Origin of the sequence: Rhodococcus sp. IEGM 1241, from assembly GCF_033142365.1 — a bacterium.
Taxonomy (GTDB): domain Bacteria; phylum Actinomycetota; class Actinomycetes; order Mycobacteriales; family Mycobacteriaceae; genus Rhodococcus_F; species Rhodococcus_F erythropolis.
In genome coordinates, this window is sequence record NZ_JAWLSE010000010.1 from 44,481 (window position 1) to 68,189 (window position 23,709).

19 protein-coding genes and 1 pseudogene are annotated in these 23,709 nt (G+C 59.0%); 16 read left to right on the forward strand and 4 right to left on the reverse strand.

Annotation, left to right across the window (positions count from 1 at the left end):
- Nucleotides 1–22 precede the first annotated feature (22 nt).
- The 12 genes from R4P70_RS28685 (at nucleotide 23) to R4P70_RS28740 (ending at nucleotide 15,094) form a co-directional block, all read left to right on the forward strand.
- On the forward strand, nucleotides 23–1,585 hold the full coding sequence (locus R4P70_RS28685; RefSeq protein WP_099697881.1) for a class I adenylate-forming enzyme family protein: 1,563 nt from the start codon (nucleotides 23–25) through the stop codon (nucleotides 1,583–1,585).
- Nucleotides 1,582–2,982, forward strand: coding sequence for an MFS transporter (locus tag R4P70_RS28690; RefSeq protein WP_099697880.1), 1,401 nt, complete (start codon nucleotides 1,582–1,584; stop codon nucleotides 2,980–2,982). The genes R4P70_RS28685 and R4P70_RS28690 overlap by 4 nt, the downstream gene beginning before the upstream one ends.
- 916 nt (nucleotides 2,983–3,898) lie before the next feature.
- Nucleotides 3,899–5,794, forward strand: a complete 1,896-nt coding sequence (locus R4P70_RS28695; protein ID WP_317832994.1) for a long-chain fatty acid--CoA ligase — start codon at nucleotides 3,899–3,901, stop codon at nucleotides 5,792–5,794.
- A complete protein-coding gene (locus R4P70_RS28700; protein WP_099699039.1) occupies nucleotides 5,791–6,825 on the forward strand; it encodes an ABC transporter ATP-binding protein in 1,035 nt (344 codons plus the stop codon). Before R4P70_RS28695 ends, R4P70_RS28700 begins: the two co-directional genes overlap by 4 nt.
- A complete protein-coding gene (locus R4P70_RS28705; RefSeq protein ID WP_235868063.1) occupies nucleotides 6,822–7,910 on the forward strand; it encodes an ABC transporter ATP-binding protein in 1,089 nt (362 codons plus the stop codon). The genes R4P70_RS28700 and R4P70_RS28705 overlap by 4 nt, the downstream gene beginning before the upstream one ends.
- Before the next feature lies 1 nt (nucleotide 7,911).
- Nucleotides 7,912–8,826, forward strand: coding sequence for an ABC transporter permease (locus R4P70_RS28710; protein WP_214609045.1), 915 nt, complete (start codon nucleotides 7,912–7,914; stop codon nucleotides 8,824–8,826).
- The gene (locus R4P70_RS28715) at nucleotides 8,826–9,716 is read left to right on the forward strand and encodes an ABC transporter permease (RefSeq protein WP_099699040.1); all 891 of its coding nucleotides are present in this window, start codon (nucleotides 8,826–8,828) and stop codon (nucleotides 9,714–9,716) included. Before R4P70_RS28710 ends, R4P70_RS28715 begins: the two co-directional genes overlap by 1 nt.
- 76 nt (nucleotides 9,717–9,792) lie before the next feature.
- On the forward strand, nucleotides 9,793–11,319 hold the full coding sequence (locus R4P70_RS28720) for an ABC transporter substrate-binding protein (RefSeq protein ID WP_143542760.1): 1,527 nt from the start codon (nucleotides 9,793–9,795) through the stop codon (nucleotides 11,317–11,319).
- A gap of 103 nt (nucleotides 11,320–11,422) precedes the next feature.
- Complete coding sequence (locus tag R4P70_RS28725; protein WP_099699042.1) at nucleotides 11,423–12,031, forward strand: hypothetical protein; 609 nt, start codon at nucleotides 11,423–11,425, stop codon at nucleotides 12,029–12,031.
- Between the two features lies 1 nt (nucleotide 12,032).
- Nucleotides 12,033–13,409: an amidohydrolase family protein gene (locus R4P70_RS28730; protein ID WP_317833003.1), complete on the forward strand. Its 1,377-nt coding sequence runs from the start codon at nucleotides 12,033–12,035 to the stop codon at nucleotides 13,407–13,409.
- Nucleotides 13,406–14,494, forward strand: coding sequence for a histidinol-phosphate transaminase (locus R4P70_RS28735; RefSeq protein WP_317833005.1), 1,089 nt, complete (start codon nucleotides 13,406–13,408; stop codon nucleotides 14,492–14,494). Before R4P70_RS28730 ends, R4P70_RS28735 begins: the two co-directional genes overlap by 4 nt.
- A 117-nt stretch (nucleotides 14,495–14,611) precedes the next feature.
- Entirely contained in the window at nucleotides 14,612–15,094 is a 483-nt protein-coding gene (locus R4P70_RS28740; RefSeq protein ID WP_317833007.1) for a hypothetical protein, read from the forward strand.
- 100 nt (nucleotides 15,095–15,194) lie between these two features.
- On the opposite strand, the gene R4P70_RS28745 is transcribed toward R4P70_RS28740, so the two are convergent.
- From R4P70_RS28745 to R4P70_RS28760, 4 genes and pseudogenes are all read right to left on the reverse strand, one after another.
- The gene (locus R4P70_RS28745; protein ID WP_099698963.1) at nucleotides 15,195–16,778 is read right to left on the reverse strand and encodes an AMP-binding protein; all 1,584 of its coding nucleotides are present in this window, start codon (nucleotides 16,776–16,778) and stop codon (nucleotides 15,195–15,197) included.
- Between the two features lie 21 nt (nucleotides 16,779–16,799).
- Nucleotides 16,800–17,648, reverse strand: coding sequence for a thioesterase family protein (locus R4P70_RS28750; RefSeq protein ID WP_317833009.1), 849 nt, complete (start codon nucleotides 17,646–17,648; stop codon nucleotides 16,800–16,802).
- A 65-nt stretch (nucleotides 17,649–17,713) separates the two neighbouring features.
- Nucleotides 17,714–18,412 carry a zinc-binding dehydrogenase gene (locus R4P70_RS28755; RefSeq protein WP_235868044.1) on the reverse strand — a complete coding sequence of 233 codons (699 nt, stop codon included), beginning with the start codon at nucleotides 18,410–18,412 and terminating at the stop codon, nucleotides 17,714–17,716.
- A 3-nt stretch (nucleotides 18,413–18,415) separates the two neighbouring features.
- A pseudogene (locus R4P70_RS28760) lies at nucleotides 18,416–18,691 on the reverse strand (alcohol dehydrogenase catalytic domain-containing protein); the annotation flags it as partial.
- Between the two features lie 507 nt (nucleotides 18,692–19,198).
- Between R4P70_RS28760 and R4P70_RS28765 the strand changes: the two are divergent.
- Genes R4P70_RS28765 through R4P70_RS28780 form a run of 4 tightly spaced genes read left to right on the forward strand, consistent with a single transcriptional unit; the run spans nucleotide 19,199 to nucleotide 23,705 of the window.
- Nucleotides 19,199–19,942 carry a PaaX family transcriptional regulator C-terminal domain-containing protein gene (locus tag R4P70_RS28765; RefSeq protein ID WP_099698966.1) on the forward strand — a complete coding sequence of 248 codons (744 nt, stop codon included), beginning with the start codon at nucleotides 19,199–19,201 and terminating at the stop codon, nucleotides 19,940–19,942.
- Nucleotides 19,939–21,573 (forward strand): acyl-CoA dehydrogenase family protein, encoded by a 1,635-nt coding sequence (locus R4P70_RS28770; protein WP_180279713.1) that lies wholly within the window; start codon nucleotides 19,939–19,941, stop codon nucleotides 21,571–21,573. The genes R4P70_RS28765 and R4P70_RS28770 overlap by 4 nt, the downstream gene beginning before the upstream one ends.
- A 40-nt stretch (nucleotides 21,574–21,613) precedes the next feature.
- Nucleotides 21,614–23,128 carry a class I adenylate-forming enzyme family protein gene (locus tag R4P70_RS28775; RefSeq protein ID WP_099698967.1) on the forward strand — a complete coding sequence of 505 codons (1,515 nt, stop codon included), beginning with the start codon at nucleotides 21,614–21,616 and terminating at the stop codon, nucleotides 23,126–23,128.
- A gap of 10 nt (nucleotides 23,129–23,138) precedes the next feature.
- Nucleotides 23,139–23,705: a hypothetical protein gene (locus R4P70_RS28780; protein ID WP_317833014.1), complete on the forward strand. Its 567-nt coding sequence runs from the start codon at nucleotides 23,139–23,141 to the stop codon at nucleotides 23,703–23,705.
- Nucleotides 23,706–23,709 lie beyond the last annotated feature (4 nt).

Below are 23,709 nucleotides of genomic sequence, written 5' to 3' on the forward strand. Positions count from 1 at the left end.
TGCGAAGGGACGAGAAGTCGCAATGAGCAACGTTTTCGACGTGATCGATCGGCACGCGCAGCGTATGCCCACCGCGATCGCGCTACGCACTCCCGAGTACGACTACACCTACCGTGATTTGTGCCGGGCATCGCTACAAGGTGCTGAACATCTTCGTGATTTGGGCGTTCGGAACGGAGACCGCGTCATGCTCGCGGCACCGTCGGTCCCGGAATTCGTCATTGTCTACTTCGCAATCCAGGCGGTCGGTGCGACGATTGTTCCGGTAAATCCGATCTCCACCGATTCCGAAGTCGCGTACATCATCGGTGACTGTCGACCCAGGGTTGCAGTCTGTTGGAAGGACGTGGCGCGGGGAGTTGACAGTGCTGCTCGCGCCGCCGACATCCCTGTATGGACGCTGACTCCTTGGCATCGAGATTCGGCCGAACCCGAACTTCGTCCCGTTGATCGTGGTGACCAGGACTTGGCCGCTGTTCTGTACACCTCCGGTACCACAGGTCGCCCCAAGGGCGTTATGTTGACGACTTCCAATGTCCTGGCAGCTGGCGAGATTTGTGCTGAACTCAGTCGTGGAACGGTAGAAGATCGAATCGGGACGGCTCTACCGTTGTTCCACGTGTTCGGTCAGTCGTCGGTCATGATGATGGCGCTGACACTTGGCGGTAGCCTGTCGCTCCTCCCGAGGTTCGACTCCACTGCCATGCTCGACATGATCGTGCGGGACAAGCTCACAGTCGTCAGTGGTGTTCCGACTATGTGGAACGCCATGGTTCATACAGAAGGTGATTGGGATGCAGAAAGTTTCGACGCTCTTCGTATCGCCGTTTCCGGAGGCTCACCGTTGGCACCGCCTATCGCGCAGGCGTTCGAGTCTCGGTTCGGATGCGTTCTGCTGGACGGCTACGGACTCACCGAGTCCACATCTATCGCGACGTTTTCCAGCCTCGAACGTCCCAAGAGTGAGGGATACACCGGCCCGGCAGCGCCACGAATCGAAATCCGCGTGATCGACGGCACAGGTGCTGCCTGCGCGGTCGGGGAAGTCGGCGAAGTCCAGGTGAAAAGTCCAACGGTAATGCTCGGATACTTGAATCAACCAGAAGCCACGTCGCAGTCGTTTACGCCGGACGGATGGTTGCAGACGGGAGATCTGGGGCAGGTCAACGAGTTCGGTGATCTTCGGATTGTCGACCGTAGCAAGGATCTGATCATCCGGGGCGGCTTCAATGTCTACCCCGCAGAAGTGGAAGCAGCGCTGTACGAACACCCGGAGGTCCTCGAGGCTTCGGTAGTCGGTGTGCCGGACGATCACCTCGGTGAGCGTGTGGCTGCGGTTGTGACTTGTCGACCGGAACGGACAGTTACAGCAGGAGTCCTCGCTGCGTGGGTTGCCGACCGCTTGTCGTACTACAAGGTGCCGTCCTACGTGTACTTCGTAGACTCCCTCCCCAAGGGCAGTACGGGCAAGATTCTCAAGCGGAAGATTGTGCTGGACGATCTCGTCGGTGAGCGAGTCCAGTCGACTCAGGCCAGGTCTTCGAACTTGGTTGTTGCTCAAGTGAACTCAAAGGACGACCGATGAGTGCCGCAACGCCCTCCTGGGAATCGGTCGCGCCACTTCCCCGAGGACGTTTGCTGAGGTATTCCGTCGGGAAGGTGGGATCTGGCCTCTACAATTCGATTCCCGGGCTGCTCCTGATGTACTATCTCACGGATACTCTGGCGGTCACTGCAGCTGTGGCCGGGATCGTGGTGGTGATTCCAAAGATCTGGGATATGTTCTGCGCCACCTTGGTTGGGAACTTGAGCGACCGTGACGCGATTCGTCACGGTCGGCGCACCCGACTGATGTTGCTCGGAACGGTATCGCTGCCGGTACTGTTCGTACTGATTTTCAGCGGACCCAGCAGTGGGTGGCAGGCCATTACCTGGGTCTTGCTTGCCTACATACTCGCAGCGTTGGCCTTCGAGATGTTCGATATCCCGTATCTGGCCCTGCCTGCCGAAATGTCGGCAAGTCCACAGCAGCGAACCCGTATTATGGGCTGGCGGATTATCGCGACGACAGTCGGTGTCTTGATGGCCGGAGGTGTCGCACCGATCCTGGTCAGTTCCGCTGGCGGCGGTCGTCGGGGTTACATCGTGATGGCGCTCGTGATGGCGGTCCTGATGTTCGTCGTGATGCTGATCTGTACGCTCTCGAGTCGTTGGGTCACTCCACTGGCTCACAACGGTGAGCAACCAACTCTGTTGCAGACTTTGAGAATTGCACGCCAGAACCGTCCATTCGTCCTTCTTATGGGGGTCTATCTACCTCATGCTGTTGGAATTTCGATGATTCAGACGGCGATGGCGTACGTGACGGCTTATCTGCTTGGGAACGCAGGCCTGATGGCGCTCCTTTTCGTAGCGTTGATGGGGCCCAGCATCTTCACCGTGCCGCTGTGGACGAAGCTTGCGCATCGCGTCGGTAAGTCGCGCACATTCACAATCGCCACGGTGCTTTACGCCGTAACCTGTATTGCGATGTTCCCGGCTGTTCTGTCCGGCAATCTAGGAGCGGTCGTCTGTATCGCGGTGATCATGGGTATCGCATTCGCGGGGGAGCAGGTAATGGTGTTTGCCATGGTTCCCGATACGATCCTTGCCGACACCGAGAGAACGGGCCACAACCGGGCGGGCGCTTTCGCGGGGGTGATGCAGTCGCTGGAGACCACTGCCGCTGCGATCGGAGCTTGGACGTTCTCATTGATCCTCGTCGCGACCGGTTTCTTGTCGTCGACATCCGGGACTTCGGTTGAGCAAACATCCCTCGCTCTCAATGGGATTGCCTACGGATACACGTTGATTCCAGCTGTTTTGCTGCTGGCAACTCTGCCTTTGATTCGTAAATACTCTCGGTCGGACGCGGCAGCGATTGGCGATCGGGTTGACACCGAACCGTTCTCGGAGGCAGTCCTGACAAACGCACCCGTTTGATGTGAAACTAGCTGAGCACTAGTAGACATGGTGTCGATTGTTGCCGAAGAGCGATGGGGTCGGGCAGTGGGTCGCCTATCAGAGATGGTCGAGGTGTTATCGCCGGTCGGATCGATGAGGGGTTCGATGGTCGGTATCGTCGACGTGCCAGGGTGGACCGCCCTTTGGCCGTTTCCTCCCTGGCGCGTTGAACGGAGGCGGGAATCTGTTGCAGACAAACCTCTTTCGTAGCTCACGTTTCGTACAAGCCGCCCACGGGTGTGTTTTGTAGTCGCTCCGTGCTCGATTTCGCCACATGGTCGGGGTCGCGATTCCGATGACCTGAGGACCTCGACACGAGACTCGCGCATTGCGAACTGGTAGCAGTTCGTCGAAGTAAACCTTGCGCCTGATGTAAATCTTCGGCAGTTTCCTCAACTGGTCAGCCGGCATTTCGGTTGTAGCTGACTCCCCGACGACAGTCGTGTGCTCACGCACCGGGCACGGCTCGGCTATCGCAAGTGGGCATGAATACGCAGTGCTGCAACGTGATTACAGATCTCGGCGACGATATCTGTGATGATCGTGCATGCCTTACGGCCTGTAATAGCCCCCCGCGCTCGAGATTTGTTCAGCGATCTGTGATGCCTGGCCTCCGTTGCCTCGCTGAACTTCGCGGCAGGCTATTCAACATCAGGTTGAATTTTTCTCTTGACGTATGCGATGTGCGATGTCACGATTCAACACCACGTTGCAATCGTCAACATATGGTTGAAATTGTAACGAGTGGCCGCAACTTTCGAACTCGCACTCTTTCGTTCCAACTCGAAAATCTGAGATTCATCCAAGGAGTAGGACCTATGACTGATTTGCGAAGCGTGATCGCGATCAATGCCGGCCGGAAACTCGGCGCCTCAGCGGGTGGGCGGTAGTGAGCATGAAAGTACTGACTGCTACTGACGAGCAGGTCGATTGGGATGTACTCGCGGATCGGCCGCGAAGCGTTGCAGCCTTGCTGGACCGCCGCGTCAGCCTGACTCCTGAGCTGCCTGCGTATCTCTATCCCGAACCGAAAACGGAATCGCTCCTAAGTCTGTCGTGGCGCGAATTGCGTCAGCGCGCACACGAAGTGGCTGCGGGACTGATGGGGTTCGGTGTCGAACTCGAAACGCCCGTGGCAATCTGCGCGCAGACATCGTTCGAATGGGTTCTCGCGGACCTTGGAATCGCTTGTGCGGGCGGGGCAACCACCACTATCTATCCGACGACCAAACTGGATGAGCTTGTCCACATCCTCGAGGATTCAGCCAGTGCCGTCGTCTTCGTGGAATCGCAGGACCATGTCGTCGAATTGCTCTGTCGGAGGGCCGACTTCGATCACATCAAGACCCTGGTGACATTGGGTGCAACGCAACACAACGATCCGTGGGTCGTATCGATTGCAGACCTCAGAGAACGAGGTCGGGCCAGTATTGCAAATGCTTCTTCACTCGTGGACCAGCGCATCTCTCAGATCGATGCACACCATTTGGGAGCGTTGATGTACACCTCCGGAACAACCGGCCCACCGAAAGGGGTCCGGCTTGCACAGGACAGCATTGTCTACCAAGGCTCCGCGACAGAAGCGACGAACTCTCTGACACCTGAAGATCTCCACTTTCTGTGGCTCCCGCTCTCACACGTCTTCGGCAAGATGCTCAGTGTCAAGGGGCTCGCTACCGGGTGTGCCACCGTAGTCGACGGGCGGATGGACCGGATCGCCCAGAACCTCGGGCGCTATCGCCCCACATTCATGGCTGCAGCTCCTCGCATTTTCGAAAAGCTCAGAACGGGTCTCGTCGAGTCACTGGACGCACGACGTGGAGTTCACGGCGCCGTTACGCGGTGGGCGCTGCGGGTCGGAAACGCGAGGAGTCTAGCCCGTCAGTCCGGACTGTCCGGGTCCGCGTTCTTGCGCCTCGAGTACACAGTGGCAGGCCGGCTCGTTCTTCGGGGAATTCGCCGAGTGCTGGGTGGCCGTGTTCGCTACTTCATCTGCGGATCCGCGCCACTGGACCCAGAGGTCGCTCAGTTCTTCGGGGACATCGGCATTCTCGTGTGTGAGGGATACGGGCTCACCGAGTCGAGCGCAGGAACATCTTTCAACCGACCGGCATCGGGCGGATACATCTACGGCTCGATCGGGTTGCCCATGCCGGGTACTACGGTCCGGGTCTCGGACGAGACCGGAGAACTGCTCATCAAAGGCCCCGGCGTCATGCTGGGCTGCAACAACAGTCCCGAAGCGACCGCAGCAGTACTTTCCGCGGATGGTTGGTTGCACACCGGCGACGTGGGACGAGTCGACGACCGAGGGTTCATCTATATCAGCGGTCGTCGCGACGAGATGTTCAAGACGTCCGGGGGCAAGAAGATTTCGCCTGGTGCTATTGAGGCGCAACTCAAAGCACATTGCCCCTATCTGAGTCACGTGGTGATCGTCGGAGAGGGTCGCAATTTTGTCTCCGCGCTTGTGACCCTCGACAACGCCGCCGTTCGGCGTTGGGCAATCGGCGCACGGGTCACACTCCCACAGGGATCACTGGCGAACGAAAAGACAGTCCGAGCGCTCGTCCAAAGTGCCTTCGATGACGTCAACATGCGGCTGAACAGGTGGGAGACGATCAAGAATTTTGCCGTCCTCGAAGAGGATCTCACCATCGAGGCTGGTGAGCTCACCGCGAGCCTCAAGGTTCGACGCTCGAGGGTGACGGACCGATATCGGGCGGTGGTGGACGAAATGTACGCGGCAAGTCGGACCGTCACACCCAATTTGGAAGGAATCGATCGATGACCAGTCTCGACGCAACGCTGCCCTCGACGGCCCGCAGCATTCTGAAGGCACCACCGGTGCTGAAGGTGCAGGGCCTGACGACCGAGTTCACTCGTCACGGTAGTACCAAGCGCGTCGTCGATGACGTCAGTTTTGAAGTAGGTGCCGGTGAGACCCTGGGTATAGTCGGTGAGTCCGGGTGTGGCAAGAGTGTGACCATGTTGTCGCTGGTCGACCTGCTGCCGAAGCCTGGTGGACAGGTCGTGGCAGGTGAAGTGATTTTCGACGGACGAGACTTGCGATCCCTCTCGGCGAGACAGATGACAGCAATTCGTGGGGCTGAGATCGGTTATGTTTTCCAGGACCCGATGAGCAGCCTCAACCCGACCCTCACCGTGGGTGCCCAATTGGCAGAGCCGCTGCGAGCGCATCTTGGTCTGAGTCGGAATGCAGCCAAGGCAAGGTCTATCGATCTGCTTGCACGGGTTGGGATCTCGGACCCGCGCCGTAGGTTCGACGGTTACCCGCACGAATTTTCGGGTGGCATGCGGCAGCGTGTGATGATTGCGATCGCTGTTGCCTGTGAGCCCAAGTTGCTGATCGCGGACGAGCCGACCACGGCACTCGACGTCACGGTCCAGGCGCAGGTACTCGACTTGCTCGGATCGATGACAAGTGAACTCGGTATGAGTTTATTGCTCATCACGCACGATCTGGGGGTGGCCGCACGAGTCTGCGACCGGGTCAACGTAATGTACGCCGGTCAGATCGTGGAGTCGTCGCCAGTCGACGAACTCTTCTTGCGTCCCCAAATGCCTTATCTCAAAGGGCTTCTTGCCTGTCTGCCTCGACTGGACGGTGATCTGAGCGAGCCGCTCATTCCGATTCCCGGCAGCTTGCCCGACCTCGGTGTGGCGCTGGACGGTTGCCGATTTGCCGAGCGGTGCACCTTCGCGCGCGACGTGTGCCGAGGCCGAGCCCCCGCGCTCTCACCCCGCGGTGCCCACCATCTGGCTCGATGCCATGCGACTGAGAAAGGAGGGTGGCTGTGACAAGCGCTGCCCCTGCGAACCTGAGCCTGCGGTCCGAAGATGCGACGGAACCCGCGCCCGTCGATACAGTTCTCCTTGATGCTTCCGGAATAGTTGTTCGCTACGCAGTCAAGAGTAGTGGAGTCACCAGTTCCGTCACAGCGGTCGACGGAGTGGACCTACGTATCCGAAAGGGTGAAACCGTCGGTCTGGTGGGCGAATCAGGTTGTGGCAAAAGCACTCTAGGTCGCGCCTTGATAGGTCTGCGCCCCTTGCACGCTGGTTCGGTTCGCATCGACAGTGTCGAGCTGCCACTTGCAAGCTCGAGGCAGATGCGGTCATGGAGGCGACGGCTTCAGATCATTTTCCAAGACCCGATGAGTTCACTGAACCCGCGGTTGCGAGTAGGTACTTCGGTCTCCGAGCCGGTGCGCAGCTTCGGCCTGCGTAAGGGGAGAATGATTGCAGAACGCGTCGAGGAGTTGATGGCCGAGGTCGGGTTGCCGAACGACACCGCCGCTCGCTTCCCCAAGGAGTTCTCCGGCGGTCAGCGCCAGAGGATCGCGATTGCCCGGGCACTCGCGGCCGAGCCCGATTTCGTCGTCTGCGATGAACCTGTGTCTGCTCTGGACGTGTCCGTCCAAGCCCACGTTCTCGCTCTCCTGGAGAGGTTGAAGACGGAGTTCGGGCTCACGTATCTCTTCATCTCGCACGACCTCGCTGTAGTTCGTCGGATCAGTGATCGCGTTGCAGTCATGTACCTCGGCCGCATCGTCGAGTTTGCCGATCGTGACACGCTGTACGAAAATCCGCGGCATCCCTATACAGCTGCGCTTCTCTCGGCTGCTCCCATTGCAGATCCAGCGGTGGAACGCACCAGAAAGCGGATCGTTCTCACTGGTGACCTGCCTTCGCCTTCTGCAATCCCCGAAGGGTGTCCGTTCCACACCAGGTGCTTTCGGTACGAGCAACTCGGCCGACCAGATCGCTGCACCGCGGAGCGGCCTGTATTGGCAGAAGTGGGTGGCTCCGAGGTTGCCTGCCATTTCCCCCTCGATTCGTCCGAGCAACGCGCAGCTCCGGTAGTTGCCGACAGGAGTATGTGACGTGCCCAAAATCATCCTTGTGCGATTGGCTCAGGTGATACCAACGCTGTTCGGTGTCAGTCTGATTGCATTTGTGCTCGTGCGACTAACCGGGGATCCGGCTGCGACAATGTTGCCGCCGACTGCAACAGCATCCGAGATCGCCGAATTCCGAACGCAGTACGGACTGGATCTATCCTGGCCAGCGCAGTACATGGTCTTCCTCAAAAATGTGGTGACGGGTTCGCTCGGGACATCGATCCGCTACGACGTACCAGTGACGTCGTTGCTTGCGGATCGACTGCCGGCAACCCTTGCACTTGGTGGAACAGCACTGGCGTTCGCAGTGGTGCTTGGACTGTCGCTGGGAATCTTGTCTGCGATGAGGCAGGGAACGTGGGTTGACAGGCTGGCCCGCAGCGTGGCAATGACCGGCCAAGCTGTGCCAACTTTCTATCTCGGCATCCTCCTGATTCTCGTTTTCGGAGTCTGGTTGTCGGTATTTCCAACCGGCGGATTCGTCGGCCCTGGATCTCTTGTGCTACCGAGCGTCGCGCTCGGCATTGCGCTCACACCATTGATCGTGCGGGTCACACGCGCCTCGATGCTGGACGTCGTCCGTCAGGACTACGTCCGAACCGCGCATGCCAAAGGCCTTCCGTCAGGCCGCATTTTGCGTCTCCACGTCGTGCGCAACGCATTGATCCCTGTTATTACCATCGTGGGACTTCAACTCGGCTCGGCCTTGAGTGGCGCCGTACTCACTGAGACGGTTTTCTCTTGGCCCGGTGTTGGTCGGCTTCTCGTCGACGCAATCTCCACCCGAGACTTTCCGGTTGTGCAAGGCGTCGTACTCGTCGCAGCGGTCGGCTTCGTATTCGTGAACATTTTGGTGGACTTCCTGGTGGCCCGCCTCGACCCGAGGATCAAGTTGTGATGACCGCATTGACCGTCGAGACCACTGAATCCTCGCGTGGCGCAGTGTATGTGGCGTTGACGAACCTTTCGCGTCGACCGCTCGCCGTAGTGAGTAGTCTGATCGTGATCGCCATGGTGGTGTGTGCGCTGTGGCCGCAAAGCGCTTTGCCACATGACCCGCGTGTGGGCGACAGTGACGCACGGTTCGTTCCACCGATCTTTCTTCCAGGGGGCTCGAGCGAATATCTGCTCGGAGCCGACGAGCTTGGACGCGATATCTTCAGTATGGTGATCGCAGGCGCGCGATACAGCCTGATCATCGCGGTGTCCGGGGCGCTGATCGGACTCGTTGTCGGAGCCAGCGCCGGAATCGTCGCTGGGTTTTACGGTGGACGGGTCGCAGCTCTGGTCATGCGCCTGGCGGATATCCAGTTGGCTTTCCCGATGATGGTTCTGCTCATCGCGGTCGTTGCAGCCTTCGGTGCGAATCTCACCACGCTGATCCTGATCCTGGGGGTCACCGCGTGGGCGCCATACGCGCGGGTCACCTATACCTCGACACTGTCGTTGAGGGAGAAGGAATTCGTCGAGGCTGCGCGAGCGTCAGGGCTTACGGGCCCACGAATAATGATCGGCCATATTTTGCCGAACCTCGTCTCACCACTGATTGTTCTTGCGACATTCGAGGTCGCCCAGCTCTTCGTCATCGAGTCAGGACTTTCGTTTCTCGGTTTGGGAGTGCAACCGCCGAATCCGAGTTGGGGCTCGATGATCGCGGGCGCTCGCGCATACATCAATGACTACTGGTGGGCATCAGCGATTCCCGGCTTGTTCATCGTTGCCGTCGTTCTTGCTTTCAACCTTCTCGGAGATGAACTTCGAGACGAGTTCGACCCCGAATCTTCTTGACTACTTCGGCGCGGAAATGTTGTCGCGCAGCTTAATTCCTACTCGACCCAAACCTCTCTCAATCTAAGGAAGTACATTGAGTACCGACCCTCAATTCAGGCCGTTGCGGCGATTCCGCAGCCTTGCTGCAGCGATGATCGGTGTCGTGATGGTTCTCGCGCCAACAGCGTGCGGTTCGAACAGCACTGGCACGGACTCGACACTCGTCATCGCCCAGACTTCGGACGTTAGAAGCCTGTATGCGAGTTCGTCGACAGTTCAGTCCGAGATCAACGTCAGCGGCCAGATCACCGAGAAGTTGATTGCCCTTGCCCCGGACGGCAAGTCGTTCGTACCGGCTCTCGCCGAGAAGTGGGAACCAGTCGATGCTGAAACCACACGATTCACACTGCGGACCGGGGTCACATTCAGCAACGGTGAGCCGTTCGACGCAGAGGCTGCGAAGTTCGGGCTGGGGGTCATGCGTGATGCGGCTTCGTACAAGCCTTACACGTCGATGATCTCCGACGTCAGGGTCGTTGATCCTCAGACAATAGACATTGTCACGAAGAATCCTTCGCCGCTACTGCTTGCCGGCCTGGCAGTCGGCAGTTTTCAGTATCCGCCAGTGTATTTCGCGGAGCAAGGCGTGGACGGCTTTGCGGAGGCTCCGATCGGAACCGGCCCGTATCTTCTCGACAAGAGGACGAAAGGCGTTTCAATCACCATGAAGCGCAACGATTCCTACTGGAATGGGAAACCCGCGATACAGTCGCTCGAGTTCCGGATTATTCCTGAACCGGCATCGCAGATCTCGGCCTTGCGTAACGGTGAAGTTGACATTGTTCAGGACGTGCCGATCAGTGCGCGAAGCCAAGTCAAGGACGCTTCAGGTGTGGAGCTTGTACCGAGTCCCGCAACGCGCATTAACTACATGTTCTTCAACAGCCGCGCGGACGGACCGCTTCAGGAGTCGAAGGTACGACAGGCTCTGCAGTATGCAATCAATGTGCCTGACATCATCAAAGGTGCTCTCGGCGGATACGGCCAGCCATTGAAGGGTCAGCTGGCAGTCGACTGGATGAGCGGATACGACTCCGACCGCACGATCGCGGCGCCCGACATCGCGAAGGCAAAAGCGCTCCTCGCTGAGGCTGGGTACCCCGAGGGGTTTACAGTCCCGCTCGAGTATGCGGCGACCAGCAAGGAAATCGGCCAAGCCATCGCGACACAGTTGGCAAACGTCGGTATCGAAACTACACAGTCAGTGATGGAACCGGGAACGTTTGTCGAGCGGATCGTCACGAACAAGATGACAGGTCTGACCTTCTGGGGCTTTCTTGCCCAGCCGGATGCTGACGATATCTACCGAGGTTTCCAGAGTGACTACCGCTTCTCGTACTACAACAATCCGAATATCGACAGCTTGGTGAACGCCGAGCGATCGACTCTAGACCCGGATGCTCGCGCCGACGTATTCACACAGATGTTGGGGACTTTCGATGCCGATCCCGCGTTTGTTCCCCTTTACCAATCGGACGAGGCCTACGGGGTATCGAGTTCGGTGACGGGCTTCGTTCCACAGGCAGATCTGAAGATCAACGTCGCGGGTCTTTCGAAGTAGAACCGCAGGTGGCCGCGAACCTGCGGCCACCTGCCTGTGGGAACTCCACTTGCATTGATCGCGGCCAATTCTGTCCGAAACGAAACGAAACGAGATCGAGAAAATGTACATCCTCTTCATGCGATTCACATCCAGGCTGGATGCGAGCGAACGTGCGAAGCTGACTGCCGAGGGCCTGCCCGTGCTGAGGAAACTTTCGGGCTTGATTCAGAAGTATTATGTCGCTGATCGTGTGGGAACCGAGGTCGGAGGAATCTATGTCTGGGAGGACTTGGAATCGTTGAAGTCCTACCTCAACGGACCGATCGTGGCGTCCATTTCCGACCGGTACGCGACCGAGGCTGACCCCGAGTACGAAATCCTGGAAGTCCGCCACTACAAGGAGTTTCCCGAAAATGCCGCGCAGAATAGCGCGTTGACCAAGCCGATGGTCGGGTCGGTTCGTTTTCGAACCACTTTGTCGTCGGCAGAATTGTCCGGAATATCCATAGCGAGCCTGCCGAACTATGACCATATGTCTGATCTGCTTGCAATGTATCGCGTCACCGACGTCGAGAACGGCCGCGTTGGCGGGATATACATTTGGCAAACAGAGGCTGCGCTGGACGAGAACTTCGCCAGTCCGACCGTGGCCGGCATCGAGGAGGTCTATCGCACGAGCGGTTCGATCGATATCCGTGGCTACGGACTGGGTCTGAAGCTGAGGGACTGACGTGATCGGATCTGCAAGTGTGAACGCCGTTTCCGTAGCTGAGTCGGTGAGTGGGGAAATGATCGAGATGGTGGGCGACTTACAGCCTCGACGTCAGGTTCTGGTGGCGGAAAGGGTACTCACCTGTGTCCCCGAGGATCGAGGTCACCCAGAATACGACGACGGCCCGGTCGCTGTGCTCATCGAGGCAGGGCGGATCATTGCGGTGGGCGCACCTGACAGCATGCCTCAGGACCCAGAGATTGACGTGGTCGACTTCGGAATCGGTTCGACAATGCTCCCGGGTCTCATCGATACTCACGTTCACCTCGCCTTCGACGGTGGTCCGGATCCGTTGTCCACACTGCAGTGTTCGGACGACGTGACGATCCTTGCGCTGATGACGGACAACGCCGAGGCGCTCCTGAGCGCGGGCGTTACAACGGCACGTGACCTCGGTGCCCCGCGTGGTCTCGATCTGACGATCAAGCGCCGGGTGAATGCCGGGCAAATACCTGCACCGCGGCTGCAGACGGTGACAGAGCCGCTGACAGTGACGGGAGGGCACTGCTGGTTCCTCGGCGGCGAGGTCAATCGTGGAGTCAATGCGGCTCGGGAGGCAGTTCAGCGTGCCCACGCCAGGGGAGCTGATGCCATCAAGATCATGGCGACCGGAGGCTCCATGACCTCGGGATCCCTCCCGTACGAGGCGCAGTTCACCGCAGAGGAGATTGTCGCAGTCGTCGACCAGGCGCACAAACTTGGTCTCAAGGTCGCAGCCCATGCCCATGGTGTCGCCGGCATTCGGGATTCCGTTGCTGCAAGGGTTGACAGCATCGAACACTTCAGCTTCATGACCGCGCTAGGGGGCATTGACCCAGAGCCAGACGTCGTCACGGCGGTTGCACAATCCGGAACATTCGTCTGTCGAACAGTGTGTGCGGCATGGGGTGAAGTGCTGAAAAAGCTTACACCGGAACCTGATTCGTTACGACGGCTGAAAGACATTGGCGTGCGCATCGTCGCTGGAACGGACGCGGGAATCGCGCGGACTCCCCACGTCGAATACGTCCTGAGTCTCGAGGGAATGGCTGCCTTCGGGATGACGAATTGGGAAGTAATCGAAGCTGCGACGAGCGTGGCGGCCGAATCCTTAGGTCTCGGGAGGGAGACCGGTTCGATTGCGCCGGGTAAGGCGGCCGATCTCGTCGTGGTCCGCGGAGATCCTCTCGAGGATTTGGGTTACTTGAGGAACCTCGAAGCCGTTTTTACTCGAGGTGTTCGCCATGTCCCGCAGGTCGCCAGTGTTCTCTCGTGGAATGAGATCGTGGAATGCCCCAAATACGTACCCGGTCTTCAGCGTCGACGAGCGGGCGGCCAGGAGCAGAGGGAATCGTGACAGTGCGTACAAGGTCTCTTCTCGATACTTATCCGGGTTACGTTGCCGGCCGGACCGCGGACGCTGTCGCGCAAAATGGTGGGCCGACAAACGCGGTCAAACTCTCGGGCAACGAGTCGTGCTTCGGCCCGCTGCCCGGCGTCCGAGCGGCGATCGACTCCGAGATTGTTCTAAACAGGTATCCAGATGCCCACGCGTCCAATCTATGTCGCGTCATCGCTGCACGGATTGGCCTCGACGTCGACCAGATCGTGGCAGCGAGCGGATCGTTGCCTCTGTGTCGGAGCATCGTCGACGCAATCTGCGAACCGGGAGACGAAGTGATGGTGCCGACGGTCTCTTTTCCTGCATACAGTGCGGCTGCGGCTTTGGCCGGTGCCGTACCAGTCCGGGTCGAGATGCGCGGACACGAACTGGATCTCGTCGAGATGGCTAACCGAGTGACCGAGCGAACACGCATTGTCTTCATATGTACGCCAAATAACCCGACCTCCGTAGCCGTCACGGCAGAGTCACTCTATTGTTTCCTGCGTCAGGTGCCGGGCGATGTACTTGTGGTCATAGACGAGGCGTATCGCGAGTTCGTGACTGATCCGCGGTCTGCAGACGGGATCGCACTCCTCGCCGAGTTCTCCAACGTCCTTGTCTTACGGACGTTTTCCAAGGCCTACGGACTTGCCGGACTGAGAGTGGGATACTCGTTGTCGAGTCCGAAGGTGGCCGCAGCGATTCGGAAGGTCACGGCTGCATTCTCAGTCAATCGACTGTCGGAATCCGGTGCCCTTGCAGCGCTGAACCCTGCCTGCGATAGCGAGCTCGAACGTCGCGTTGCGCATGTAGTCGGCGAGCGTGGCCGCGTGACGCAGACGTTGCGATCGCTCGGACACGAGGTCGCTGATTCCCAGGCGAACTTCGTATGGCTTCCCATGGGTCCGGCCGCGAACGAGTACGCCAGAATGTGCGAGCAAAGGGGTGTTGTCATCCGCCCTTTCGAGAATCGGGGTGTCAGAGTGACTCTGAGCACTGTTGTCGAGAACGAGGTTTTCCTCCGTGTGGCAACACAATTGGCACGCGAAACGCGGTAGCGATGGAGAGATGTCAAGGCTGCAACCAACGGCCCCCGCTCTGGTTGCGGATCACCGTACTATCATCGTTATGACGATCGTTATAGATCGATCTCTGGCGCACATAGTGGAGGAAGAATGACAGTCATCACCGTGAACACCCCGGCCGGGCGAATCACCCTCGAGCAACGCCGTGAATTGGCGACAACCCTTACCGATGCCGTCCTCGTGCCGGAAGTAGGCGCCCAAGTCGACGGCGCACGTGAGGGATTCCAGGTGCATTTTGTCGAACGGGCGCTCGACTCGATTGCTATCGGCGGCAAGCTGGTTTCCGATCGATCGGTCGACGTCATGCAGATCGACGTGGCGGTCATGGCAGGAGACTGGCGGCAGTCGGTACGTTCGGAGGTCATCACTCGCCTCTTTGCGGCACTGTCAACCGCATTGGGAGTCGCCGAGCCATCACCGGCGTGGTGGATCAACTTCCGAGTCATCGAGGAGGGAAGCTGGGGATCCCGTGGGGGAGTGCTGTCGATCCATCATCTACTTGGTCAGGGTATTTTCACCGAAGAGAAGACCACCGCCATCCGTAGCGCCACACCGCCGGCGCAGCTCTCCTAGATCCTCCGAAACGCGGCGATCTCTTAATCACAATGCGGATCAAATTGGGGCGCAGGGCATCTGAAACCAATCAGAGTTCCTGCGCCCCTTCGCGTTCTTGCTATCGTGTTGTTCGTAGTTCTTTGCGGAGGATTTTCCCTGCGGATGATCGTGGCACGGTGTCGATAAATTCGACGATTCGTACCTTTTTGTGTGGTGAGACGCGGGTGGCGACGTAGTCGATGACGGCGTCGGCGTTGAGTTTGGTGCCGGGTGTGGTGACGACGAATGCTTTGGGGACTTCTTCGCCGGTGGTGTCGGGAGCGCCGATGACGGCTGCGTCGGCGATGGCGGGGTGTGTGAGCAGTACTGCTTCCAGTTCTGCGGGCGGTACTTGGTATCCCTTGTATTTGATGAGTTCTTTGAGCCGGTCGACGATGGTGACGTTGCCGTCGGCATCGACGGTTGCCAGGTCACCGGTGTGCAAGTACCCGTCTGCGTCGATGGTTTCCGCTGTCGCGGCAGGATTGTTGAGGTAGCCCGCCATGATGTTCGGTCCCTTGCACCACAGTTCGCCCGGTTCCGAGACGCCGGTTGCCGTGGGGTAGATGACTTCGGTGCCGGTGGCGGGGTCGACGAGTTTACATTCCATGTTGGGCAGTGTCGGTCCGACGGAGTCGAGAGGAATATCTTCTCGGTTGAGGGGGATCACGTGGCTGACGGGACTCATCTCCGACATGCCGAATCCTTGACCGACGTGGCAGCCGAGACGGTTTCGGACTGCCTGTGCGAGCTCGCGGTCGAGGGGTGCGGCCCCGGAGATGATGGAGTGGACCGAGGAGAGGTCGAAGGTGTCGACCATCGGGTGTTTGGCGAGCGCGATGGCTACTGGTGGTGCAATGAACACGTAGGTGCACTGGTGTTTGGAGATGACGGTCAGGAACCGTTCGAGGTCGAATCTGGGCATCGTGACGAGCGTCGAGCGGCTGTGCAGTGCGGAGTTGAGTAGGACGGTCATTCCGTAGATGTGGAAGAACGGTAGAACTGCGAGGATGCGGTCTTGTGGTGACATTGCCAGTGCGGGTCCGACCTGGCAGACGTTGGCGACGAGGTTGGCGTGGGTGAGCATGACGCCTTTGGGGCGTGCGGTGGTTCCGGATGAGTAGGGCAGTACTGCGAGGTGGGTGTGTGGATCGAACGAGATGTCCGGGGCAGGTGCGTGTTCCGCGACGAGTTCGTTGATGGAGGTGAAACCTGCGGCGCTGTCGAGCAGGAAGATCCGGTCGTCGGCGATTGCGGCTTCGACGGCCGCGGCGCGGGCCTGTGGCAGTAGCGTCGAGGTCGTGAAGAGCGCGGTTGCTCCGGAGTCACTGAGTTGGGATGCGATGTCGGCGGGGGTGTAGAGCGCGTTGATCGTTGTCGCTGTCGCTCCGGCACGGAGTATGCCGTGGAAGACGCTCGCGAATTCGGGAATGTTGGGAGAGAGAAGGCCGACTACCGAACCGACTCCGATACCTCGGGCGGCGAGAGCGCCGGCTATGCCGGTGATCTGGTCAACCAAGGCGCGGTAGGTGGTTTCGGTTCCGGTGGCGGAGTCGATGGTGGCGGTGCGTTCGAGTTGGTCGTCGGTCAGTGTTCCGAAGAGAAAGTCGAAGACGCTGGACGAGGGGATGCTTACGTCGGGGTAGGGGCTTGTGAAGCTCACGATGTCTCCTGCTCGATTGTTTTACAGTGCGTCGGGTCGTGGACGAATCAGGACGTTCTGCGCGGATCTGGCCACCGGTCCGATCTCGTCGTAGAGGACCGCCGCTGTGAGGCCGACTCCGTCAGGCCCAGAGGAAGTTTCGGCGGAAATGCCGATCCACTCACCAACAGGTTCGCGGAAGATGTGCACTGTCATGTCCGTATTCAAGTATGTCCAATGCGAAGGATCGAGCTTCGATCCGATGCCGTTTGCAACATCGGCGAAGATGAAGAGTCGCTCCAGCGGCGTCGGCGTTTCCCCTCGTACGAGCACCACGTCGGTGCGGAGCCACATTGCAGACGGTCCTGGCGCACCTAGCGGGTGAACTGTCTTCCATTCGAGGGTGTTCACATATCCGATGCGCGGAAAGGCATTGGATGCAGCTGACGCTGCTGACTCGACGACCTCCTGGCGGGGACGCAGCGGTGCGTCGGCGGCGTGTGCGATTGCCCGGGTGTCGGTTGTTTGAACGCGCCACGCCGTGGCACGTGCCACGGCCCTTTCGCTTCCGTCCGGTGACGTAGCCCATAGTTCCGCGACGAGAAGTTCGATCACCTTTCCTGGCCGATCGATCCATGATCGAACTTCGATCTCGGTCAACGGGATAGGCCCGAGAATGTCAAAACAAACTCGTGTCAAACGAGTTCCGTTGCGAGGCTCGCAACGCTCGAGTGCCCGGACAAGCAACGCGGACGGCGGAGCGCCGTGCTGCATGGCGGGTGACCAGATGCTGATCGTGTCAGCGGTAGGCAAGTACCTTTCCGGTCGGCCAGCGTCGACGGCATCGGCCGGGACGTCGTGAGACGGGATGAAATAGGCGGCATCAGCCACGGTGGAACCTCCGGATTGCATGAAGATCGGTGGCTGCCCTCGTCGTCAATTGCGGGCGAACCAGTTCAACGCTTGAAATCGAACGTGTCGAGTCGATCCCGCCGGAGAACGAGTTTGGTTGTTCTTTCCGCGTAGACACGGGGTGCGTCCTCCCAATCGGCTGTGATTGTCGTGACGGATTCGGCTGGGAATTGCGCGCGGTCGACGAATTCGAGCATCTCAGGCAGGGCGGCCCGGGCATGCGAGACTCCGACCTTCAAAGTTGCGTCTGTCGCATACATTTTCATCAAGGGGACTCGCGTTCCCGTTGCAAGGTAGTAGCCGACGGCAGTACATGTTCCACCTGGTGCGAGAGAACCAATTGCCATTCGCAAACCGGGTGCATTCGACGTGGCTTCTACGACGACGTCGTATCGACGTGCGGACGCCCCGATGTTGCGGAGCTTCCTGCTGCCCGAGAGCGCTTGTGCTCTGGCGCCCATTGCCTCGGCAATTCGCCGCCGGCCGGCATCGTCGTCGAGATAATCGACCGTTGATGCTCCTTTGGCCACGGCAAGTCCAGCGGCAAAAAGTCCAATACTCTTCGCACCACCTCCGAGCACGAGAACCGGACCTCCTGGCCTCGATTCGAGCCCAGGTACGACAGAGCGCCATGCATCGGCGAGGTTGTCGCTGGCGGCAGCAACTCGCAACGGGTCTGTTCCAGCCGGTACCGGGACGAGCATGTGATCCGCATACGGCACGCGGAATCGATCAGCGATCATCCCTCCCCAATTGCCGCTCGACGGACCGAACCCGAAGGCTGCCAATGTCTTGTCGGTCGTGGTCGTACATTTCGACGTCAGCCCGAGCTGGCAGTTGTGGCACGTGCCGCACGAGACTGCCCATGGGACAACCACAATCTGTCCGGGACGGAGATTCTGCACGTCTGGACCGACCTCGACGACTTCGGCGACGCACTCGTGACCGATTCCGAAAGGGCCTTTGAAAGGTACTTTGCCGCAAATACATCCGACGACAGGATCAACGGCGCCAACCGCCATTCCGAATTGAAGGGCACGTGAGACAGGACGGTGTAGCGGGAGTGTATCTCCGTCGCAGCGGCTCACTACGAACGGGCGCACAATCGCATCACTCGAGTCGATCAGCTGAGGGTCGGGCTTTTCTGCCCACGCCAATCGGCCACTGCGAACGAACTGAAGTTCGCGCACGATCAGGCCTGGTGTTGCGTGTCGGTGCCGAGATGGCGGGCAAACGCCGCCTTCGCGTTTATCCGGATGGTCGGGCCCGGCGCGTCAGTCCATTTGACCGAATTCCTCGCCACCTGTGTCAATTCGCGCATCACTACCGCCTCAAAAGTTATTACGATCGTTATAGTCGATTCGAGTTGCTTTGCGCAACCGGGCGCTGCCGGGTGTCATCAACTGTTGGTCACCAGTCGGTGAAATGCATTTCGGGCCAGGAGTTCGTCGAATGTGGTGACTCTCAGCCTGCCGTGTGTTACAAAGTGTAGACAATCGTTGTGAATCTGCAATAGAGATAGAGGGATCGTGACACCTCGCACGTTGACCGAACTCGCGCCCAGTATGACCGCTCGTTCGGTCGCATTGAGCCTGTTGCTCGGCGCGAGGCCCCCGCGGTTACACGTTCGCGAGTTGATTTCGGCGGGTGATCTGTTCGAAATTGCAGCGTCGTCCATGCGTGCAGCGCTCTCACGCATGGTTGCAGCCGGTGAGCTGACTGTGGCTGATTCCTTCTATTCACTCGGACCACGACACGTGGACCGTCAGGCGTCGCAGGAGGCGATGATCCGGCCGCGTCGCCGCCCCTTCGACGGAGTGTGGGAGCAAAGGATCATCGTGACTGCCGGGAGGCAGGCATCCTCGCGTGCTGAGCTTCGAAAGCTGTTCGCCGTTCACAGGTTTGCCGAACTCCGCGAAGGAGTCTGGATGCGGCCGGCGAATCTTGTCGGTGAGGATCTCGAACAAATCGAAGACGTGCTCCGATTCGAGACGACGGTGCGCAACAGTAGGACGTTGGTGCGGGAATTGTGGGACCTCGAAACGTGGGCGTCGGAGGCGAAGTTGTTACTGGTTGCGCTCAGCTCACCAGGACACTCGAAGGAGCGCTTCATGGCGGCGGCGGGCGCCGTCCGTCACCTCTGTTCGGATCCAGCTCTACCTGACGAACTTCTTCCTGAATATTGGCCTGGCGATGAGCTTCGCTGGGCGTACGAAGACTATCGGGCTGAGTTCACGCAACTCAGCATGAACAATGCGAAGGACTTACAGTGAGTACACACCAAGTGACAAATCAGGTTCCGCTGCTGATCGATTTCGACGCAGCTGAGCATCCGGTCTTCGACGAGACGATGATTCGCTGCGGAGCCGTCGACGCTTTGGACGAGCTTCACGAAGTGGGTCGAGCCGCAGGCAGTTCACACTTCCAACTGTTGGGTGATCTCGCTGAAGCTCACCCGCCTGTGCTGAATACGCACGATCGTTACGGTCACCGAATCGACCGTGTTGATTACGATCCGAGCTATCACGAATTGCTGAGCACCGCAGTCAAATACGGGTTGCACGGGACGCCGTGGCGCGACACTCGACCTAACGCGCACCTGATTCGTGCCGCCAAGTTCAGCGCGTGGCAGCACGTCGATGCCGGGCACGGGTGTCCGACATCGATGACGTATGCGGCAGTGCCGGCGCTGAGAGCGGATTCCGAACTGTCTGCTATGTACGAGCCACTGCTGACGAACCGAGAATACGACTCTTCGGTCACCCCGCCACTGTCCAAGAGAGGACTGACGGCGGGCATGTCGATGACGGAGAAGCAAGGCGGCTCCGATGTGCGCGCGAACACCACTCGGGCGATAGAACAGGCGGACGGGAGCTACCGAATCGAGGGACACAAGTGGTTCACATCTGCTCCGATGTCGGATATCCTTTTGACTCTCGCGCAAGCACCCGGCGGTATCACCTGCTTCGCTCTTCCTCGTGTTCTTCCAGATGGCACGATGAATGCCATTGCGCTCCAACGTCTGAAGGACAAGCTAGGTAACAAGTCCAACGCAAGCAGTGAAGTGGAGTACCTGAACGCAACCGGCTGGCGATTGGGCGACGAGGGACGCGGTGTCCCCACCATTATCGAAATGGTGAACATGACACGACTGGACTGCACCCTGGGCACGGCAACCTTGATGAGGGCAGGCGTAATGCAGGCCGCTCATCATGCAACCTATCGATCGGCCTTCGGCAGTACGCTGATGGACAAACCGTTGATGCGTAACGTGATTGCCGACCTTGCGGTCGAGGCCGAGGCATCGACGACCGTCGCTCTGTGGCTCGCCGAACTGACCGATAGCGCACATCGAGGCGACGAACACGCTGCCGCACTGCGTCGTCTTGGGCTTGCGGTATCGAAATACTACGTATGCAAGAGAGGCCCGATTCATACCGCGGAGGCACTCGAATGTCTCGGTGGAAACGGATATGTCGAGGAATCGCGTATGCCACGGCTTTACCGTGAAGCGCCGCTCGCGTCAGTTTGGGAGGGGACCGGAAACGTAGCCGCGTTGGACACGTTGCGAGCGTTGGCCAAGGAACCGCACGTACTTCCCGCCTTCTTTGACGAACTCGAGATCGCAACAGGCAGTGACCCGAGATTCGATTCATTCATTGCGCAGCTCAAGGGACAGTTCGTCGACGCGGAAACTCTCGAATACCGAGCCCGTACCGTAGTCGAGCACCTTGCGTTGGCCCTGCAGGGCGCGTTGTTGATCCGATACGGACACGCCGCAGTGTCCGACGCCTTCAACGCAAGTCGTCTGGATCGGAATTGGGGAACGGTGTTCGGCACCCTACCGGCCGGCCTCGACCTAGCGCCCATCCTGGAGCGCTCGACACCGCAATTCAGCGCCTGATACTTCACTATCTTTCGATCAACGAGAAACTTGGAAACCCATGGAACCCACTCTCGGACAGCTCCTATCCAACCGCGCGTACCTCTCACCTGACAAGGAAGCCTTCGTCGGGCCCGGATATCGCTACACTTTCGCTCAAGTCGACCAGCGGGTTCACAACCTTGCACACTATTTCATCGCGCACGGCGTCGAAAGAGGCGACAGGATAGCGATCATTGCGAAGAACGGTGAGTTCCACGCGACTTCAGTTCTTGCGGCAGCACGGATCGGTGCCATCGCAGTCGTCGTGAACTGGCGGCTCCCCGCACCCGAATTGCATTACATCCTCACCAATTCGTCGGCGAAAGTTGTTGCTTACGAATCAGATTTCACGGCCACTGTCGTGGCGTTGGAACACGAGATTCCGGCAACTGTCTTTGTCTGCAACCAGGACAACGGCATCGCGGATTCGTACACGAGCATCGTCGAGGTCGTTCTCGGAGAAGTCGAGGTCGAGACTGCGGTCACAGGTGACGACGCCACTGCGATTGTGTACACCTCGGGCACCACCGGAAAACCTAAGGGCGCGGTGCTTTCACATTCCAACCTGTACTGGTCGGCGCACGCGACGTCGTGCACCATCGAATGGAACACTTCGCATCGATTCCTCCTGGTGGCCCCGATGTTTCACATCGGCGGCCTTAACCCGCTGATCACCAACATCCTCAAGGGTTGCCCCACGATCTTCATGCCGGACTTCGATCCGGTCGAGGTCTGGAATGTCATCGCCCGCGAACGCATCACGACAATGATGTCAGTCCCGGTGATGCTGAGGGCGATGCTCCACGTCGCTCGGAGTGTCGACGTCGATACATCTACCTTGTTCAGCATTACGTGCGGTGCATCCGCAGTACCGCCGGAACTGATCGCAGCCTTCGACGAGATGGATGTGAAAATTCAGGTGGTGTATGGCATTACCGAGTTTTCCGGAGGTCTGAGCTTTTGGACTCCGTCAATGGGAGTCGCCTCCGTGAACTCACAAGGCAAGGTCCTGCTTCACGGACAAGCAAAAATCGTAGATCTCGAGAACCAACAGGAAGTCCTGCGGGGAACTGCCGGCGAAGTGTGGTGCTCGGGGCCGATGGTGTTTAAGGGCTACTGGGCGAATCAGGAGGCCACCGATGCCGTCATCGTCGAGGGATGGTATCGATCGGGTGATGTCGGATTCGTGGACGACGACGGATTCATCTACCTGAAGGACCGCGTCAAGGACATGATCATCAGCGGAGGCGAGAACATCTATCCCGCAGAACTCGAGGCTGCGCTGTCCGAGCACGAGGCGATCGCGGAGGTTGCGGTTGTCGGCAAGCAGGACCCAACCTGGGGAGAGATTCCGGTTGCTCATGTGATCGTCAAGCCAGGGTTCGCTCTGACCGACCAGGACGTCATCGACTTCTGCAAGCAGCGTTTGGCGTCCTATAAATGTGTGAAAGAGGTTCTATTCCCGGATCTCCTGCCGAAGAACTCGGTCGGGAAAGTCCTCAAACGTCAACTCCGACTTGCCGATGCAAACTGAAGGATCGAATATGTCTCACCCGATTCCGGCTGAATCAGTCGAACTGCTGAACACGGTCGTTCCACCGCCAAACCGTCCACCGCTCCTCTATCAGGAGATGGCGGTGAACACGGCGGTTCTTCGTGGATACATCGAGCGTCCCATCTTGGGGACCAGGGGGCTCCTGTACACGGGTCAAATGACCTCGCAGGACCGCGAATTGTGTATTCTGCGCGTCACCGGACGCAAACGGGCAGTGCACGAATGGGGAGTTCACGTAGCGTATTTCGGAAGAACTTCCGGACTGTCGGAAAGTCAGGTCGCTGCCACAGCGACAAATTCGCAGCCAACGCCCGATTGGACGGATCGTCAGCGGGCCGTCATTGCCATCGCCGATGCGGTCGTGAACTTCAGGCCGCTGGCGGGTCGGTCGGCGGGGTTGGTCAAGGCCGAAATGGATGTGACCGAGCGTGCCGAGTTCATCGCGCTGGCGTCGCAGTATTTGGCGATTTCGTCTATGTGTCGAGTTCTCGAGGTTCCGGTCGAGCCAGGAACTCCGGAAATGCCCACTGTGACAACCGACCACGCCGGTAGCTGAGGTC

Coding starts and splice junctions, on each gene's coding strand:
- R4P70_RS28685 (WP_099697881.1), top strand. CDS start 23: ATGAGCAACGTTTTCGACGTGATCGATCGGCACGCGCAGCGTATGCCC.
- R4P70_RS28690 (WP_099697880.1), top strand. CDS start 1,582: ATGAGTGCCGCAACGCCCTCCTGGGAATCGGTCGCGCCACTTCCCCGA.
- R4P70_RS28695 (WP_317832994.1), top strand. CDS start 3,899: ATGAAAGTACTGACTGCTACTGACGAGCAGGTCGATTGGGATGTACTC.
- R4P70_RS28700 (WP_099699039.1), top strand. CDS start 5,791: ATGACCAGTCTCGACGCAACGCTGCCCTCGACGGCCCGCAGCATTCTG.
- R4P70_RS28715 (WP_099699040.1), top strand. CDS start 8,826: ATGACCGCATTGACCGTCGAGACCACTGAATCCTCGCGTGGCGCAGTG.
- R4P70_RS28725 (WP_099699042.1), top strand. CDS start 11,423: ATGTACATCCTCTTCATGCGATTCACATCCAGGCTGGATGCGAGCGAA.
- R4P70_RS28740 (WP_317833007.1), top strand. CDS start 14,612: ATGACAGTCATCACCGTGAACACCCCGGCCGGGCGAATCACCCTCGAG.
- R4P70_RS28755 (WP_235868044.1), bottom strand. CDS start 18,412: ATGATCGCTGATCGATTCCGCGTGCCGTATGCGGATCACATGCTCGTC.
- R4P70_RS28775 (WP_099698967.1), top strand. CDS start 21,614: ATGGAACCCACTCTCGGACAGCTCCTATCCAACCGCGCGTACCTCTCA.
- R4P70_RS28780 (WP_317833014.1), top strand. CDS start 23,139: ATGTCTCACCCGATTCCGGCTGAATCAGTCGAACTGCTGAACACGGTC.